This is a genomic window from Sinomicrobium pectinilyticum (assembly GCF_003725735.1).
GTDB classification, from domain to species: Bacteria; Bacteroidota; Bacteroidia; order Flavobacteriales; family Flavobacteriaceae; genus Sinomicrobium; species Sinomicrobium pectinilyticum.
The window spans coordinates 22,402-40,849 of the sequence record NZ_RJTM01000029.1 but is presented as its reverse complement, the minus strand read 5'-3'; the positions used below and the strand labels follow the sequence as shown (position 1 = coordinate 40,849).

The following is an 18,448-nucleotide window of genomic DNA, read 5'->3' as shown; positions in this document are numbered from 1 at the left end:
TTAGCCGGTTACTTAGCACAACAACCGGTTAGCCTGACAATTAAGAAGAGATGAATTTTGGAGTTGAGGAGTTATTGAAAAAAGACATTAAGTTCCGTGTACGGTTTTACCGCTGTACAGCTAATAGATTATAAAGTTGGGAAATCCTGGGAGAACAAACTCCACAACTCCCAAACTAAAAAACTAACAACTAAACCATGATCAAAAATTATTTTAAAATAGCATGGCGAAATTTATGGGGCAACAAAACTTACAGCTTCCTCAATATCTTTGGGCTGGCCATCGGTATTGCCTGTGCCGGGCTTATATTTCTCTGGGTGGAAGACGAGGTTAATTTTGATTCCATATATCCCAATAAGGACCGGATATATTATATCCCCACCAACCAAAAATATGACGGGGTATGGCGTACCTTCAATTCCACACCCGGGCCTCTCGCTCCTGCTCTTAAAGAAGAAATCCCGGGGATAAAACGCGTTTCCAGGGTAGTTCCGAGAGAACATTTGTTCAGTCTCGGAGATAATTCGATTTATGAAAAAGGGATATATGCTGATCCCGATTTTACAGATATTTTCAGTTTACAATTTTTACAGGGTAATGCCGCCTCAGCATTTAAAGATATCAACAGTATTCTGATCAGCCGGAAAATGGTAAAGCAGTTTTTTGGTAATGACACCAATGTGATCGGAAAAACATTAAAACTCGACAATACGCGCGAATATGTTATAACAGGAGTGATAAAGGACCAACCTCAAAACGTCACATTAAATTATGAATGGATCGCTGCTTACGAACCCTTTGCCAAATATAAAGACTGGATGCATCAATGGGGGAGTAATTCTATGGATACCTATGTGGAATTATCCGAAGATGCCGATGTGGAGGTTATTAATAAAAAACTCAATGGATTCATACAGGAAAAAATAGGTTATGACAACCAGACATCCGCATTTTTATTTGCCATGAAAGACTGGCGTTTGCGAGGCCGGTTTGAAAATGGCAAGCAAACTGGTGGGCGTATCATTTACGTTCGCCTCTTTACAGGTATCGCATGGATCATATTACTCATTGCCTGTATTAACTTCATGAACCTGGCCACTGCCCGAAGCGAAAAAAGGGCCAATGAAGTGGGTGTCCGAAAGGTATTAGGAGCCGAAAAGAAGAAACTGGTCATACAATTTATTACAGAAGCCATGGTCATGGCCTTTCTTGCCGTTGTTATCAGTGTATTGTTAATGCAACTGGCATTGCCTCAATTCAACCTGATGGTTGAAAAACAGCTCGTCATGGACCTCGGCAAACCTTTACATCTCCTCGTGTTGCTACTCATCACCTTGTTCTGTGGTATTTTTTCCGGTTGTTATCCTGCCCTGTACCTGTCTTCTTTTAAACCGGCGGCAGTCCTCAAAGAAATAAGATCTGCAAAGGGAAGCGCCGTTTTTATCCGCAAGGGATTGGTGGTCGCCCAATTCACGGTCTCCATTGTTCTTATCATCAGTACCATTATAGTATACCAACAGGTCCAGCATGTAAAAAATCGGAAATTGGGATATAACAAGGACCATTTGATCACTATGAAGGTCCGCGGTGATATGGAAAAGAAGTTTAACAGCATTAAACAGGATATGCTCAATACAGGAATGGTGGAAAATGTGGCCCTGAACAGTTATGAGACCCTTTCTATAGGCAATAACGGTTCCGGGGCTACCTGGAAAGGTATGGACGAAAGTGGCAGCGACATACTGATCTCTTACAGGTATATCAGTCCCGAATTTATTTCCACCGCCGGAATGGAAATCATTGAAGGAAGAGACTTTCGCCTAAACCACCCAGGAGACAGCACCCGTATCCTTATCACACAGTCGCTGGCTAAACTCATGGGGGCCGAAACTGCAGTAGGGAAAGACATACGGTTATTTGAAAAAGATTTCGAGGTATTGGGCGTGGTCCGGGATTTTGTTTATGGAGATATGTACGGCAACAGCGACCCGGTCATATTTTTTCTCAACGAACCGGATTATGCCTTTTATATGTATATCCGAATGTCTGTCAACGCTAATATCCAAGAAACCCTCAGCAGTTTACAGGCCATAATGAAAAAACACAACCCTGCCTATCCTTTTGAATACAGTTTTGTGGATGACGATTTCAATGCCAGGTTTACAAGTGAAATGCTTATCGGAAAATTATCGCGTGTATTTGCCTTCCTGGCCATTTTAATCTCCTGTCTCGGGCTTTTTGGCCTGGCAGCATACACCGCAGAACAGCGGCAAAAGGAGATCGGTATCAGGAAAGTATTGGGGGCTAATGTAAAGCGGATCGTTCAGTTATTATCCACAGACTTTTTAAAGTTGGTTTTTATAGCCATTGGCATTGCCATACCCATCGCCTGGTGGATTATACAACACTGGCTAACGGGATATGCCTACCGGATTGAAATTTCCTGGTGGGTATTTGCTATAGCAGGAATGGCAGCTATCGGCATTGCCTTGTGTACGGTGAGCTTCCAGGCGGTAAAAGCGGCAATGGCCAATCCTGTGAAATCATTAAAAACAGAATAACTTGAAAAATCATGATTAAAAACTATTTCAAAATAGCGTGGAGGAATCTGTGGAATCACAAAACATATTCTTTCCTGAATATTTTCGGACTTGCCCTGGGTATGGCTGTAGCCATAATGATCGGGCTTTGGATAAAAGATGAGCTGGACTATAACAATTATTTTAAAGATCGTGAGCAAATTGCACAGGTGTTTCAAAATCAGACATTCAATAATGAAATCCATACCGTTCCGGTTATTCCGAGGCCATTGGAAATGGTTTTACGTAACAACTACAGGGATTATTTCAAGCATATAGTAATGTCCTCCGGAACACAGGAAAAATATCTCAGATATGGTGAAACAAACATTTCAAAAAGAGGCTATTTTATGCAGGAGAATGCTCCTGAAATGTTATGGCTAGATATCCTGAAAGGTGAGACAAACGGCTTACAGGAAAAAAATTCCATCATGCTTTCTGCCTCTTGTGCCAAAGCCCTTTTCGGAGCTGAAGACCCCATTGGGAAAATCGTGGAAGTAGGAAGCCAGGACCAAATGAAGGTAACAGGTATTTATAATGACATTCCTTATAATAATGGTTTCGACAATACCGATTTTATCATGCCATGGAAGCATTTTATCACTACACAGAATTGGGTAAAGGAATCTGCTGACAATTGGGGAAATAACTCATTCCAGCTCTTTGTTCAAATTGCGGATAATACATCCATGAAAAAAGTATCTTCTGTCATAAAGGATGTTAAGAAAAATGCTTCGGCAGAAACCAGGCCATTCAATCCCGAATTCATGCTATTACCTATGAAAGACTGGCATCTGCGATCTAATTTCGAGAATGGCAAACAAGTAGGCGGAAGGATAGAATACGTTTGGCTATTCGGAACTATAGGAATTTTTGTATTGCTTTTGGCTTGTATAAATTTCATGAACATGAGCACCGCCCGTTCGGAAAAAAGAGCCAGGGAAGTAGGTATCCGGAAAACGATCGGTTCTGTGAGAAGCCAGCTTATCAGCCAGTTTTTAAGTGAATCTTTTTTAGTCGTGGTCATTGCTTTTATGATTGCTTTAGTTATAATACTGTTATTGCTGGGCAGTTTCAATGATCTGGCGAGAAAGGAAATTATTTTTCCATGGAATAATGCAACGTTCTGGATAAGTTCTACATTCCTTATTTTGCTTACGGCCTTATTGGCCGGAAGTTATCCGGCACTGTATTTATCTTCTTTCCGACCGGTCAAAGTACTAAAAGGGACATTTCGGACGGGGAGATTCTCCACAGTCCCGAGAAAGGTCCTTGTTGTAGTTCAGTTTACTGTTTCCATAGTACTCATTATCGGTACCCTAATCATTCAAAAACAAATACAATATACCAAGGACCGGCCTTCCGGGTATGACAAAGCCGGTCTGATACAAATACCTGTGATGAGCTCCGATTACATAGGCAAATACGAATTGATGCGTAATACCTTTCTTGGCTCTGGTGCTGCTGTTGAAATGTCTTCCTCAAGCAGTCCTACAACTTCCGTATGGTCTAATCGATCGGGGTATACATGGGATGGCAAAGCCGAAGGTTTTCAGGAAGATTTTGCCTGGACAAATGTTTCGTATGATTATGCAAAATCACTCGACCTCAAATTTATCTCCGGCAGGGATTTTTCCAGGGAGTTCCCTTCAGATACTAATGCAGTAATCATAAATAGGACCGCCGCACAATATATGGGACTCAAAGATCCTGTTGGCAAGTATTTAAGAGATACCGATGCCGATGATCCCGAATTGCCACTACAGATTATCGGAGTCGTTGAAGATATGATCATGCAATCACCTTACGAGCCTGTAAAGCAGACAGTCTATGCCTTTGACAAGTATGAATCTGCAAGCTATTACAATCTTAGGCTAAATCCGGATAACAGTATCAGCGAAAATTTAGCAACCTTAGAAAAGGTATTTAAAAAACAATTCCCGCACCTCCCCTTCCAATACCAGTTCATAGATGAAAAATATGCCGAGAAATTTGCTTCGGAAGAACGGATCGCCGGCTTGGCTGGTATATTTACCGGCTTAGCCATTTTTATCAGCTGTCTCGGTTTGTTCGGTTTGGCTTCATTTATTGCCGAACAGCGCACCAAAGAGTTGGGAATTAGAAAGGTATTAGGGGCTACCGTAGCCAACCTGTGGCTCCTGCTCTCCAAAGATTTTATGCTTTTAATAGTTATTTCGCTCTTTCTGGCTTCGCCTTTAGCATACTATTTTATGTCTTCATGGATTCAGAAATATGCATATCGCATCAATATTTCATCCTGGGTATTCTTAGTGGCTGGAGCCGGGGCATTGATCATAGCAATGTTAACCGTAAGTTTCCAGGCCATAAAAACCGCCATGGCTAACCCTGTGAAATCACTGAAAACAGAGTGATAGAGTTTGAGAGCTGAAAAGTTATGACACAGAGATGCACAAAGAAACACGGAGTTTCACAGAGAAAGTGGTTGCAGGTTACAAAAAGTTACAGGTTACAGGTTGCAAGTTGCAGTCCCTGAGTACAGCCAAAGGGCGGTTTACAAGCCAGAACAAAGGCGGCTGAGTGTCCCGAACTCCGTTCGGGGTGTACCGAAGCCCTGGCCAAATTATAAACAAACATTCGGAAATGTGGAAACAACCCTCTAAAACTCTGGACCAATAACTAAGAAACTATGATCAGAAATTATTTAAAGATAGCGTTCAGGAATCTCTGGAAACACAGAATGTTTACCGTATTAAATACTGTGGGGCTATCCATTGCTTTTGCCATTGCCATACTTTTGAGCATGACAGCCATTTTTCATCTGAATTTTGACAGTTTTCATAACAACCTGGACCGCACCTATCTTCTCTATCGCACGGAACAGACACCGAAAGGACCTGAAAGCAGTATATCCAATCCGGAACCCCTCACTCCAGCGCTAAAAGAGGAAATTCCGGGGATAGCCTCCATTACAAGACATTTGCAGTCCGGTATAATAGGAATATTCGGGGAAAAGGAAATCAATCTCGATATTCTTTATACTGATCCCGATTTCTTTTCTGTTTTCTCTTTTCCTTCCATTGCAGGAGATGCCCGCCAGGCACTTCAATCAGGTCAGAACATAATCATTACACAAAAAATCGCAAAAATCATGTTCGGGGATGATACGGCCATAGGAAAAAATATAATGTTAATGCTCAACGGAGTAGAAACTCCCTTTACCGTTGCTACGGTGCTTGAAGATATTCCGAGACAAAGCAGTTTCCATTTCGATATTATTGTCAATTTTGTTAATAACCCCGCATACAGTCGTCAAAAAGGACAATGGGATTACCGCAATCACGAGGTCTTTCTTACGCTACAGGAAGGGGTCTCGGTGGAAACATTCCAAAAGAATACCCGGGCATTCAGCAATCGGTATTTTGAAGACGACATTAAAAAAGATAAACGCGACGGAGCACAGGCAGATGCCAACGGACAATACATTCAATTGAATCTGTTCCCCTTTAAAGACTGGCACTTTATACGTCAAATCAACGGGCGGATTACGGGCGGCAAGACCTTTCCTTTCCTGATTATTGGCATTTCATTACTTATCCTTTTCATTGCTTGTGTGAATTTTATCAATATGAGTGTCGGTATCAATATAAAAAGGCTTCGGGAGATCGGGGTAAGAAAAACGTTGGGAGCCGCAAAGAAGCAGTTATTTTTCCAGTTCTGGTGTGAAAGCATTATCGTATTCGCAATTTCGATCGTAACAGGAATACTTCTGAGTAAAGCCCTGCTCCCTGGTTTTAAAACACTTTTCCGCACCGGGGCTGTTTTTTCCGATATGAACACCCCGGTATTCCTGTGGGGGACTTTCATTGTACTATTAATAGTTACCCTGCTTGGAGGAGGGTATCCTGCCTTCCGTCTCAGCAAACTCAATACCGTACAGACCCTGAAAGGAACATTGAAAGTCCAGGGTAAAAACCGCTTGAGAAACCTGCTGGTTGTTGTACAGTTCAGTATTGCCATTCTATTAATAAGCTGTACTATAACTTTATACAGTCAACTGCAATACATGCAGGGAAAAGACCTAGGGTTTAATAAAGAGCAGGTCATTTCTCTCCCCTTAAACGGAAAAAAGGATTCTCAACTTGTACTCGATCTTCTCAGAAATGAACTACTACCGATCCCCGAAGTACAAAGCATTACTGCCGCCGATAACAACCTAGGGCTTGGAAGGGATGGCAGCCGGAGTACAAGCGCATTTGATTTTGATTACAAGGGAAAAGGAGTCAATACCAATATGCTGGTCGTTGATTACGATTACCTGAAAACATTGGGAATTTCCCTGGTTGCCGGCAGATCTTTTGATAGAAATTTCTCCCGTGACAGCCTGTCCGTGATTATTAACGAATCCCTCGCAAAAGAACTGGGAGGACAAAATATACTGAACACCCCGCTTAGCCTATTGGACTCCAAACAGCACACGGTAATAGGAATTATAAAGGATTTCCATTTCAGGGATCTCGACCAGGCTATTGAACCAATTACTTTATTTTTCAATCGCGACAAGCAATTGGACTATGCTTATATAAAAGTTAATTCGGCTAACCTGGCACAATCACTGTCTGTAGTAAAAGAAGCCTGGAAAAAAGCAGAACCCAATGCCGAATTTCTCGGTTCCTATCTCGACGAAAACATAAACAGGACTCTCGATAGGGAAAAAACCATGACTACTCTTATTACGTGCGGATCCATTATTGCCATTCTCTTAAGCTGCATGGGTATTTTTGCCATTTCCCTGCTTACCATAGCCCAGCGGACCAAAGAGGTTGGAATCAGAAAAGTAGTAGGAGCAAGCATATCCTCCATAACTATCCTTTTGAGTAAGGACTTTATCAGGTTGGTGATCGTGGCCTTCCTGATCGCTGCACCGATTGCCTGGTGGTTAATGTATAAATGGTTGCAAAATTACTCCTACCGCATAAATCTCAGCATCTGGTTTTTTGTGGTAGCCGGCGTAATTACCGTATTGATTGCATTTGCCACTCTAAGTATCCGTACCATCCGAGCCGCTATGGCAAACCCGGTGAAATCGTTAAAAACAGAGTGAAGGAGTTGGGAAGTTATGACACAAAGATGCACAAAGAAACATGGAGTTTCACAAAGAGGGACGGGTTGAAAAAAGTTACAGGCTACAAGTTGCAAGTTGCAGTCCCTGAGCGTAGCCAAAGGGTGGTTTTACAAGCCAGAACAAAGGCGGCTGAGTGTCCCGAACTCCGTTCGGGATGTACCGAAGCCCCGGCCAAATTATAAACAAACATTCTGAGATTTGGAAAACGATACTCCAAAACTCCGAACTAAACAACTAAGAGCTGCTATGATCAAAAATTATCTCAAAATAGCCTTCCGGAACCTCTGGAAGAACAAGACGGTTTCTGCTATACATATCATTGGTCTGGTTACCGGTATTACCTGCTGTCTGTTAATGATCCTGTACATACAACACGAACTGAGTTACGATAAATTCCAGGAAAATGGCGATCGTATTGTCCGGGCTATTATGGCATACGGACGCACTAAAGACGATGTTAAAAAAGGAAATTTTACCGGCACCAAGGTCCTGACCGCCATGAAAAGTAACTTTCCTGAAGTGGAGGATGGTGTGCGGATGTACCAGGAGCCGACCCTGGTAAAAAAAGGGGAACATGCTTTTAATGAAACCCGTTTCCTCTATGCAGACTCCGCCTTCTTTAAAATGTTCTCCTTTCCTTTGCTGAAGGGCAGTGCTACGGAAGCGCTGAACGCCCCGTACAAAATTGTTCTTTCTTTTACCACGGCCAAAAAGTATTTCGGGGATAAAGATCCTATCGGGCAAACCCTCCGGATAGGAGCCGGTGAAAAGGATTATCTCATTACCGGGATTGCAGCCGATTGCCCGGTCAATTCCCAGATACAGTTCGATTTTCTCGCTTCTTTTGCCAGTCGGCAGGCGGCCCGGACCGAACCTATCTATTGGAGCGCCAATTACACCACCTATCTCCTTCTCCGGTCCCCCGGATCCATACATTCCCTGCAACCCAAAATAGCACCTTTTATGGCCGGGGAAATGGCGGCGGAAGGTGAAAGGGACATCTATGTCAATTACGAGCTTGAACCCTACAACCAGATACACCTCCACTCTCCTTACGATAGTTTTGAGCCTAACACCAATATCAAATACCTGTATATTTCCGGTTGTGTGGCCTTGCTCATCCTTGTTATTGCATGCTTTACCTATGTCAATATCAGTACGGCACGTTCCCTCGAACGTGCCCGCGAAGTGGGCATGCGGAAAGTAACCGGGGCTTATCGCAACCAGATCTTCTGGCAGTTTATAGGTGAATCCGCTTTACTTACCGCTTTTGCCATAGTACTGAGTATCGGCATCACTTTATTACTGCTTCCCGCCTTTAATGATCTTATAGGAAAATCCCTCTCGCCTTCCGGTATTTTACACCCCGGAATTTTGTCAGGCATGCTTGTTATATTGGTCAGCATCTCCTTCCTCGCCGGGAGTTATCCTGCTTTTGTGCTCTCCGGGTTCAAATCGGTAAAAGTGCTCAAAGGCGCTTTCCACCGCTCCGCTGCCGGTACCTGGTTTAAAGGGAGCCTTATTGTGTTCCAGTTCGTCATTTCCACCTTCCTTATCATCGCCACAATGGTCATGCAAAGCCAGTTACACTATATCCGCAACAAAAAACTGGGATACGACCGTGACCATGTCCTTGTCCTTCCTATGGACAATAAAATAAAAGACAAACTGGATTTCATTAAAAAAGAATGGAAACAAAATCCGAATATTCTTGCTGTATCCATGGCAGGAGAATTACCAACACATATCCGGGGCGGATATTCGCTATGGGGAAACACCACACCTTACGAACAATCCATTATGGTTGGCGGCAATGTCATTGACGAAGAATACCTCCGTGCAAACGGCCTGCAACTGATAGCCGGGCAGGACCTGACCGAACAGGATGTCCGCGATGCATCGCATGGAAATGATAAAGACAATTATTTTCACTTTATCCTTAACGAGTCCGCATTAGCAACACTGGGATGGGGCCCGGATGAAGCTATCGAGAAAAAAATGTTTCTCGGGGGAAGAACAGGCGAAATAAAAGGAATTGTTCGCGACTTTCACTTTGCCTCCCTACATACACCAATTCAACCCCTGGTTCTTTTTCCTGAAAACTGGGGAGCGCATCTCATTGTCAAAACTTCGGGACGCCATCTCCCCGAGACTTTGGCTTTTCTTGAGAAAAAATGGCAGCAAACAGCTTCGCACCGCCCTTTTGAGTATCGCTTTATGGATGACGCTTTTTCAAAACTCTATACCGGTGAAATGCGTATCGGTAAAATATTGAGTATATTTTCAGCTATCACCATCCTGCTGGCCTGTCTTGGTCTCTTCGGCCTCTCGGCCTACACAATAAGACAGCGTACCAAAGAGATTGGTATACGCAAAGTACTCGGCGCTCCGGTAACCGGTATTGTACACCTGCTTTCGATATATTTTATAAAACTGGTAGGAGTAGCCTTTCTCATCGCCTCCCCCCTGGCATGGTGGGCCATGTACAATTGGCTGCTCGATTTTGCCTACCGGATAGAAATACAATGGTGGATGTTTGCCGTAACCGCTCTCGGAGCTGTTATCATCACCCTGGTTACCGTAAGCTTCCAGTCCGTAAAAGCGGCTTTACTGAACCCTGTAAAAACCCTGAAAACAGATTAACAATTATACCGGAACGGACAACCTCAAAACTGCCCGTATCTGAACACCGGTTGTTCGATATCGGACAGTATTCAAATTCCGGACTAATACAAAACACTGATAATAAAGGCTTTATTTTTTTGGCCTGGTTGCTGTATATTTCAGCTTATAATAAAGTAGATGCTTTGCTAAATTTCCGGAAACAGAATGAAATCCAAGATTCATGATAAAAAATAACTTTAAAATCGCCTGGCGGAACATCCTGAAGAACAAAGGGGTCTTTTTACTGAATATCCTGGGGCTCGCAACAGGAATAACCTCCTGCCTGCTCCTGACCCTTTTTATCACAGACGAACTGAGTTACGACAAATTCAATGAACAATCGGATCGCATAGCCCGGGTGGTTTTTAGGGGAAAGGTCGGCGGAGAAGTTATGAAGGAAGCTGTAGTCATGGCTCCTGTGGCACAAACCTTAAAAGAGGAATTCCCCGAAGTGGCCGATGCCACACGCATACGAAGGGTAGGCACCCCGAAAATAAGCTACGGGAACACCGTTTACCGGAACAGTCGCTTTGCCTATGTAGACCCTAATTTTTTTGAGATCTTCACGCTCCCGGTTGTCCGGGGAAACTCTGTAAACCCGCTCGGGGAGCCGAACAGTATTGTACTTACACGTGATGAGGCCAGGAAATATTTTGGTGACACGGACCCCATAGGGAAGGAATTACTTGTGGGCGAAAACCATGAGCCTTTCCGGGTAACCGCCATCATAGACAAGGTCCCGGAAAACTCGCATTTTCATTTTGACATGTTCGCTTCTATGCTCGGATATTTACCGGCTAAAGGGACCTCCTGGACCAAATCGGATTTCTTCACCTATCTTCTTTTGAATAAAGGCACCGATATCCGATCGGTAGAAAACAAACTGCCTTCCGTGGTGGAAAGCCATATGGGGCCACAGCTTAAAGACGAGATCGGGATGTCATTCGCCGATTTCACCAAGGACAATCAAATAGGGTTGTTTCTGCAACCCCTTACCGAAATACACCTGAACTCGGATTTCGCCAGTGCCAGCGAACTGGAACAGGGCGGCGATATCAAATACATTTACATTTTTGGTGCTGTCGGGATTTTTATGCTGTGTATTGCCTGCATCAATTTTATGAACCTGTCTACGGCAACCGCCGCCAAAAGGGCTAAAGAAGTAGGTATACGCAAAGTACTCGGCTCCGAAAAAATACAGCTGGTATACCAGTTCCTCACCGAGTCCTTTATAGCAACCTGTATTGCCACGGTTATCGGGATCCTGGTTGTAATTCTCATCCTTCCCCTGTTCAATGACCTGTCAGGAAAAGCGATCGACCTCTCTTTTTTATTACAATACCGGGTATGGCTTCTCCTGTTCCTTATGATTGCTGGTATAAGCCTTGCGGCCGGGGCTTATCCCGCCTTTGTACTTTCTTCCTTTGCACCCGTAAGTGCGCTGAAGAACAAGTTTTTCACGGGTAAGGGCACTAAAACCCTGCGCAACGGGCTGGTAGTTTTTCAGTTTGTCATATCGGCCGGACTTATTTTTGCCACCTTGGTCGTGGGAAGGCAAATGTCGTATATACAAAATAAAAATATAGGTTATGAAAGGGAACAGATCCTGGTATTAAGGGATGCCTACCTGCTGGGAAATAACCAAACCGCCTTCAAAAATGAGATACTGAAAGATCCGAGGGTAAAAAATATAACCACATCCTCCTATCTGCCTGCCGGTCCGTCTAACAACAGTATGTCCGGTATTTTTCTGAATGGAAATTATCAGAGACGTATGTTTTATTACGATGTGGATGAGCATTATCTTCCCGTCATGGGTATGGAACTGGTTGCCGGAAGGAACTTTTCGAAAGATTTCGGGAGAGATTCCCTCAAAATCATCATCAACGAAACGGCAACGGAAGTACTGGGATTCAAAGATGATCCCATCGGAAAGACCCTGGTAAGAGATACGGATAACGGCGGTGAAGAGCTTACGGTTATCGGGGTCGTTAAAGATTTTCACTTCAAATCTTTACATCAGCAGATAGATCCGCTTATATTAAGGAACAATCCGTACGGCGGACTCATTCTGCGAACCACTGTTGCGGATATGTCCGGGCTCATTGAAAGTATCCGCGGCACCTGGAACAAATTTGATTCCGGGGAACCATTTACCTATACTGTCCTGGACGATTCCTACCGGGAAACCTATCATGCAGAGCAAAAAATGGGCGACATTCTCCGTATATTCGCCCTACTTACCATATTTATAGCCTGTCTGGGCCTGTTCGGTCTCGTGACCTTTACCACGGAACAAAGATTAAAGGAAATCGGTATACGCAAAGTACTCGGGTCCAACGTACCGCAGATCGTAACCTTACTTTCCAAAGATTTTTTAAAACTCATACTGCTGTCCTTTACCATCGCTTTTCCCCTTGGTTATTATTTCATGGATCGCTGGCTGAGGGATTTCGCCTATCGCACCGAAATGGCCTGGTGGGTGTTTGTCCTGGCAGCACTTATTACTATGCTCATTGCCATGATAACAATCGGCTTCAAAAGTATAAAGGCGGCACTGGAAAATCCGGTTAAATCACTCAAGACCGAATAAATTAATTTGAAAATGAGACAATTTGATAATTTGAAAATGGGAACTACAAGATCGAGAGATTGGGAGACAAAGAGACTACAAGACTCCACCCTTCGGGTTTCGGGCTTCCCGCTTCGTACTTTTGAAACCTGTAACACTAATAATTAAAACTAAAAAATGCTACTACAACTTAACAATATCTTTAAATGGGTAAATGCCGGGGGGCAAAGGACCTTCCTGCTAAAAGACATTAACCTCACCGTAAAAGAAGGAGAGTTCATCTCCATCATGGGGCCTTCCGGATCGGGAAAAACTACGCTGCTCAACGTTATAGGAATGCTGGATGGTTTTAATGAAGGAGAATATCATTTTATGGATGAATCCGTTCATCAACTGAAAGAAAAGCACCGCGCAAACCTATATAAAGAGTATATCGGCTTTGTATTCCAGGCCTACCATCTCATCGATGAGCTCACCGTGTATGAAAACATAGAAACACCCCTCCTGTATAAAAAATTCAAATCGGCCGAACGCAAAGCGTTGGTAGCCGATATGCTGGACAGGTTTAATATTGTAGGCAAAAAAGACCTGTTCCCGGAACAACTAAGCGGCGGACAACAGCAACTGGTCGGGATCGCCCGGGCACTTATTTCCAAACCCAAACTCATCCTGGCCGATGAGCCAACGGGGAACCTCAATTCCAAACAGGGTGAAGAGATCATGGAGCTCTTCAAACAGCTTAATGAAGAAGGGGTGACTATTCTCCAGGTTACCCACTCCGAGAAAAACGCTGCCTACGGATCGAGGATCATCGAACTGCTGGATGGCAGAAAAGTCAGCCTGTAAAACCGCCGGCAAATCATTTTCCCGGAGAACATAAAGAAAGAAGAATTATGTCAGCCAAATATATTAGCGCACTATGTCTTATGGCATGCTTATCCGGTTACGGACAGGAAAATACCGGGCCCGTAACCCTGGAATACTGTATAGAAACCGCCCTTCAGAACAACCTTGACCTGAAGAGCTCACATCTCAAAGCGAATACCGCCAGGGTAAATTACCGGCAATCCAGGTTCAATATCCTGCCCAATGCCAATGCCAGTTATAACCTGGGAGTTACCAATGGCCGGAGTATAGACCCTTACACCAATAGTTATCTGGACCAGCGTCTGACCTTTTCCAATGCGGGACTCCAGTTGAATTTTACGGTATTCAACGGCTTCCGGCTGCTCAATACCATCCGGCAGAACCGGTACAACCTCCAGGCTTCCGAAATGGAAGTCCGGGAAGCACGCCAGAACCTGGTACTGGACGTTACCCTCGCCTATCTGCAGATATTAAACAACAGGGAACTTCTTAAACAGGCCAGAGCGAGAATGGAAACCACCGGAAAACAGCTGGAAAGACTTGGCTCCCTCTATAAGGAAGGTTCCGGGAACCCGGCAGATTATACGGATATGCAGGGACAACTTGCCCTCGACAAGACCACGGCAATACAGGCCGAAAACAGCCTCAAAGCCTCCGTTCTCAACCTTTATCAACTCCTCAATACGGAAGGCACCCCGAATATGGCATTTGCCGGAATAGAGGCTACTGATACCCTGCAACAATATCCGCTGTCTGCCGAAGAAGTGCTCACGGACGCACTGGCCAACCTGGCCACTTTCAAAGCAAAAGCACTCCGTCTGGATGCTGCCAAAAACGGGGTGAAAGTAGCCCGGGCAGGTTACATCCCCCAGGTTTCAATATTCGGGGAACTAAATACCAATTATTCCAGTGCTGCCGAGTTTTTGAACGAAACCGGCACATCCGTAGAAGAAACCGGGGATTTTGTTTCTGTTAACGGACAGGAGTACCCGGTTTTACGGGAAGAGACACATCACGTGGGTGAAGCTATTAGTTATGAAGACCAGTTTAACAACAACCTCAGCTCTGCCATAGGGCTGTCCGTAACTATCCCTCTTTTTAACGGGTTCCGGGCCAGGAATAATGTAGCCCTAGAAAAAATAAAAATGGAAGAATCCAGAGTAGACCTGGAAAACACCACGCTGCAACTCACACAGGCTATAGAACAGGCCTACCTGGACATGCAGTCTGCCTATGACCGTTATCATATTCTGACCGGACAGGTGAAGGCTTATGAAGAATCTTTCCGCGTCAATGAAGTACGGTTTAACAGTGGTGTCTCCAATATCGTAGAGTACATTACAAGCAAAAACAATATGGATAATGCCAGGATAGGACTGGCCAATGCCAAATACGAATACCTGCTCAGGGTACGGGTACTGGAATACTACCGGGGGATATAGAGCACTATCTCCATGCCTTGCAATGTCATTCGGTCGGTGTTATAGTAATCTGCAGGGCAAATCTCGACTGAATGCCGTTACCTTACAGGATAGTTCTAAATATATAACCGGAGGAAGGTAACCACCCGCCCTTTGTACACCTTCACCCGCCCTGTCATTCGGCTTCATGTCGTCTATATCAAAGTGTTCCGTATTGCTTACATGAAGATATTGCATGTCGTCGATATGAAGGAGTTACATGTAGTAAGGAAAACGGTTCCGAATCACAATCCCCGGAGTTCCGTTCCCTTTTAGCAGGCAGGGATACAAGTGATTTTCCGGGGAACAGGATCAAAACACTTTTTATCACATACAAAGGCCGGGCAGAAAAAATACGCCTAGAAGTTTCCTTTATCGTCCTGTTGTATCGACATTTTATTGTCCAGAGGCGAGTAAATCTTTTTCGGGAATTTATCCTCGCCTATCGCATCTTCTATTTGTTTATAGAGGAACTGCAGGTGTATCCTGGTCATGGTATCCCGGGTAAAGGGGATGCTGGCCCGCAGCCTGCTTTCCAGGGTTATGAGGTTATCCAGGGCTATGGCCCTTACATCCGTATGCAAAGTCCTCCCTTCGGATAGTTTGGCAAGGAGGGCATCGATAAAACCTCCTTGCGGTTTTTTCGGATTATACAGGGTAAGCATATTGGCCACATAAGCTTTCTGTAGGCTTCTCCGGTAGGCATTTACCGGTGCATTGAAATCCAGTTCTTTCCATACGAGTTTGTCTACTTCTTCCACAAATTCTTCCGGAGTATATGGTTCTTCATACTGGTACCTGTCGGCAATAAATTCCATCCGGCTAAGCCTGCTGCCTCCCAATAATGTGGTCATCACCCCCTCCATGGTCTGGGATAGATCTTTTTTGGACAGCGGTGCCTCTATTTTATTGAGAATATCCCCGTATAACAACCAGGACGGCTCATGGAACACATAAGTGTCTACAAAGGCCAGGGCCTCCTTTTGCATTTCTTTCGGAACGGGCCTGTATACATCGCCTTCGTCTCCTACGGTCTTGGGAGTAACATACAGACCACCGATATTCTTAAGAGCATGGGAAATATATTTGTTGTACTGTCTTAAAACCGCATCATAGACTTCTTCCAGGTTGTCATAGTCATCACTTTCGTTTTTACTCGTCCACTGAATTAACTGCGGAACAATGCGCTGCAGGTTTTTTATACCGTAAAACCCCGCTATAATAGCATTGTTCCCCAGGTCTTCCGACTGCGCCCTCGGATCGAAATTCCGGCCTTCCCCCCCAAACCACAGCCGGGGATTGGCCGCTATACTGTCCGTGGCCCATTTGCTCAATATCTCCTTCTCTTCTCCAACGGATTTATGCCCCTCGAAAAGAGAGTACCCCCACCGGATGGCCCATTTGTCATAATCCCCTATCCTTGGCATCAACCCGTTTACCGAAACACTGTCTTCCGGCTGGGCGACATAATTGAAACGGGCATAGTCCATAATAGAACTCGTATGCCCGCGTTTCTCCAGCCAGGCACTGTCCCGTAACTTTTCCACCGGAGTGGCATAGCTGGCCCCCATATTATGCCGCAGTCCGAGGGTATGGCCTACCTCATGTGAAGCGACAAAGCGTATAAGCTGCCCCATAAGCTCCTCTTCAAATTCCATTTTCCGTGCACGGGGGTCAACTGCCCCGGCCTGTACCATATACCAGTTGTGCAGAAGATTCATAACATTATGATACCAGCCGATATGGCTTTCCAAGATCTCTCCGCTGCGGGGGTCCACAATATTGGGACCGTAAGCATTTTTGGCCGGTGAAGCGAAATAGCGGAGTACGGAAAACCTCGCATCTTCCAGGCTCATACTATCATTATCCACGGGCCATTCTTTCCCGATAATGGCATTTTTAAACCCTGCCTGTTCAAATGCCTGTTGCCAGTCGTTAATTCCCTGAATAAGGTAAGGCCGCCATTTAGCGGGTGTGGCGGGGTCTATATAAAACACAATCGGTTTTTTGGGTTCTGCCGGTTCTCCCCGTTCCCATTTAGCAATATCTTCTTCCTTCGGTTCAAGCCTCCACCGGTGAATATACGTATTGCGGTCCGCCCGTTGCTGGTCGTCCCCGTATTCCCAGTAAGAACTGGCAAAATACCCTACCCTGGGATCATAATAGCGTTTTTTCATGGGAATTTTCGGAAGCAATACTATAGAATTGTTGATTTCTACGGTGACCATTCCCGAAAGGATGGCGGCCGGAAGGTTTTTGTTCTTATCTTCCGATATTCTCGCCTTATATGTCTTTACCGTTTTTATTTCGGTATTTATAGGATAGGTGTTTATGGCCCGGATAAAAGATTTGTCTTTTTCCAGCGTGGTAAGGTTAAAGTTCTTTTTTTGTTTTTCCGTAAGACTAAGCAACGGGTTCTCACTATTTATAAAATCGGTTACATCAATGACATAGGCATTATTTTTTTCATTTATGGCTTTAATATCAAAGGCTTCGAGGATAGGGGTGGTATTGGAGCTGGTAACCGCTCTGGAAATGGCATCTTCTTCACTGGCTACACTGACCAGGGTTTGTATACGCAGAAATATTTTATTGGAAGGTCCTTTTTCAAACCAGATGGTCTTTTCTCCTATCTCTTCCCCTCCATAAGTGGTTGCGCCCGCCGGGGTTTTAATAAACCTGCTCACTACGAGCATCTCTCTTTGCAGCAAACTGTCCGGGATTTCAAAATAATACTTGTCTTCTACCAGGTGAACATCTACCAGTCCTTTGCTGCTGACCGCTTCTTTGGATATGATCTTGTCATAAGGTTTTGCCTCCGTATGGGTATACGTATTTCCGGAAGTAACACCAGTACTCCCCTTTTTACCTAAAACACCACAAGAACTGGTAAGACACAAGAGCCCTAAAAATCCGATCAAATGCTTTTTCATAGTCTTCTTTTTTATTTTTTTGATTAGGATTTGCGGTCAGTAGGTGCTGTATACCTTTGATTTCTGGTCCGGGATAAAGCTATCCCTTTATGCCTCCATGGAGGATAATACCTTTTTTGCCCATTATTGTAAATAAGCATGTCCAACGGTGATCTAAACATGTTTTCCCTGATCTGAAAACAAAGTTTGCCGGTGATTATAAGAATATCATTGCCGGGTAATCGTTCCGGAATCACAGCTACACATCAGTTCAGATCCTAATGTCCCCG

8 protein-coding genes are annotated in these 18,448 nt (G+C 44.3%); 7 read left to right on the top strand and 1 reads right to left on the bottom strand.

The window, feature by feature from the left end; translation table 11 throughout:
* Positions 1-197 precede the first annotated feature (197 nt).
* The 7 genes from ED312_RS05510 to ED312_RS05475 all read left to right on the top strand — a co-directional run bounded on the left by ED312_RS05510 (position 198) and on the right by ED312_RS05475 (position 15,228).
* Positions 198-2,561 (top strand): ABC transporter permease, encoded by a 2,364-nt coding sequence (locus tag ED312_RS05510; protein ID WP_123215011.1) that lies wholly within the window; start codon positions 198-200, stop codon positions 2,559-2,561.
* Positions 2,562-2,572: 11 nt separating this feature from the next.
* Positions 2,573-4,972: an ABC transporter permease gene (locus ED312_RS05505; protein ID WP_123215010.1), complete on the top strand. Its 2,400-nt coding sequence runs from the start codon at positions 2,573-2,575 to the stop codon at positions 4,970-4,972.
* 275 nt (positions 4,973-5,247) lie between these two features.
* The gene (locus ED312_RS05500; RefSeq protein ID WP_123215009.1) at positions 5,248-7,662 is read left to right on the top strand and encodes an ABC transporter permease; all 2,415 of its coding nucleotides are present in this window, start codon (positions 5,248-5,250) and stop codon (positions 7,660-7,662) included.
* Positions 7,663-7,929: 267 nt separating this feature from the next.
* The gene (locus ED312_RS05490) at positions 7,930-10,326 is read left to right on the top strand and encodes an ABC transporter permease (protein WP_123215007.1); all 2,397 of its coding nucleotides are present in this window, start codon (positions 7,930-7,932) and stop codon (positions 10,324-10,326) included.
* 202 nt (positions 10,327-10,528) lie between these two features.
* Positions 10,529-12,940 (top strand): ABC transporter permease, encoded by a 2,412-nt coding sequence (locus tag ED312_RS05485; protein WP_123215006.1) that lies wholly within the window; start codon positions 10,529-10,531, stop codon positions 12,938-12,940.
* Positions 12,941-13,096: 156 nt separating this feature from the next.
* Positions 13,097-13,765 (top strand): ABC transporter ATP-binding protein, encoded by a 669-nt coding sequence (locus ED312_RS05480; RefSeq protein WP_123215005.1) that lies wholly within the window; start codon positions 13,097-13,099, stop codon positions 13,763-13,765.
* A 47-nt stretch (positions 13,766-13,812) separates the two neighbouring features.
* A complete protein-coding gene (locus tag ED312_RS05475) occupies positions 13,813-15,228 on the top strand; it encodes a TolC family protein (protein ID WP_123215004.1) in 1,416 nt (471 codons plus the stop codon).
* Positions 15,229-15,605: 377 nt separating this feature from the next.
* On the opposite strand, the gene ED312_RS05470 is transcribed toward ED312_RS05475, so the two are convergent.
* On the bottom strand, positions 15,606-18,179 hold the full coding sequence (locus ED312_RS05470; protein WP_123215003.1) for a zinc-dependent metalloprotease: 2,574 nt from the start codon (positions 18,177-18,179) through the stop codon (positions 15,606-15,608).
* Positions 18,180-18,448 lie beyond the last annotated feature (269 nt).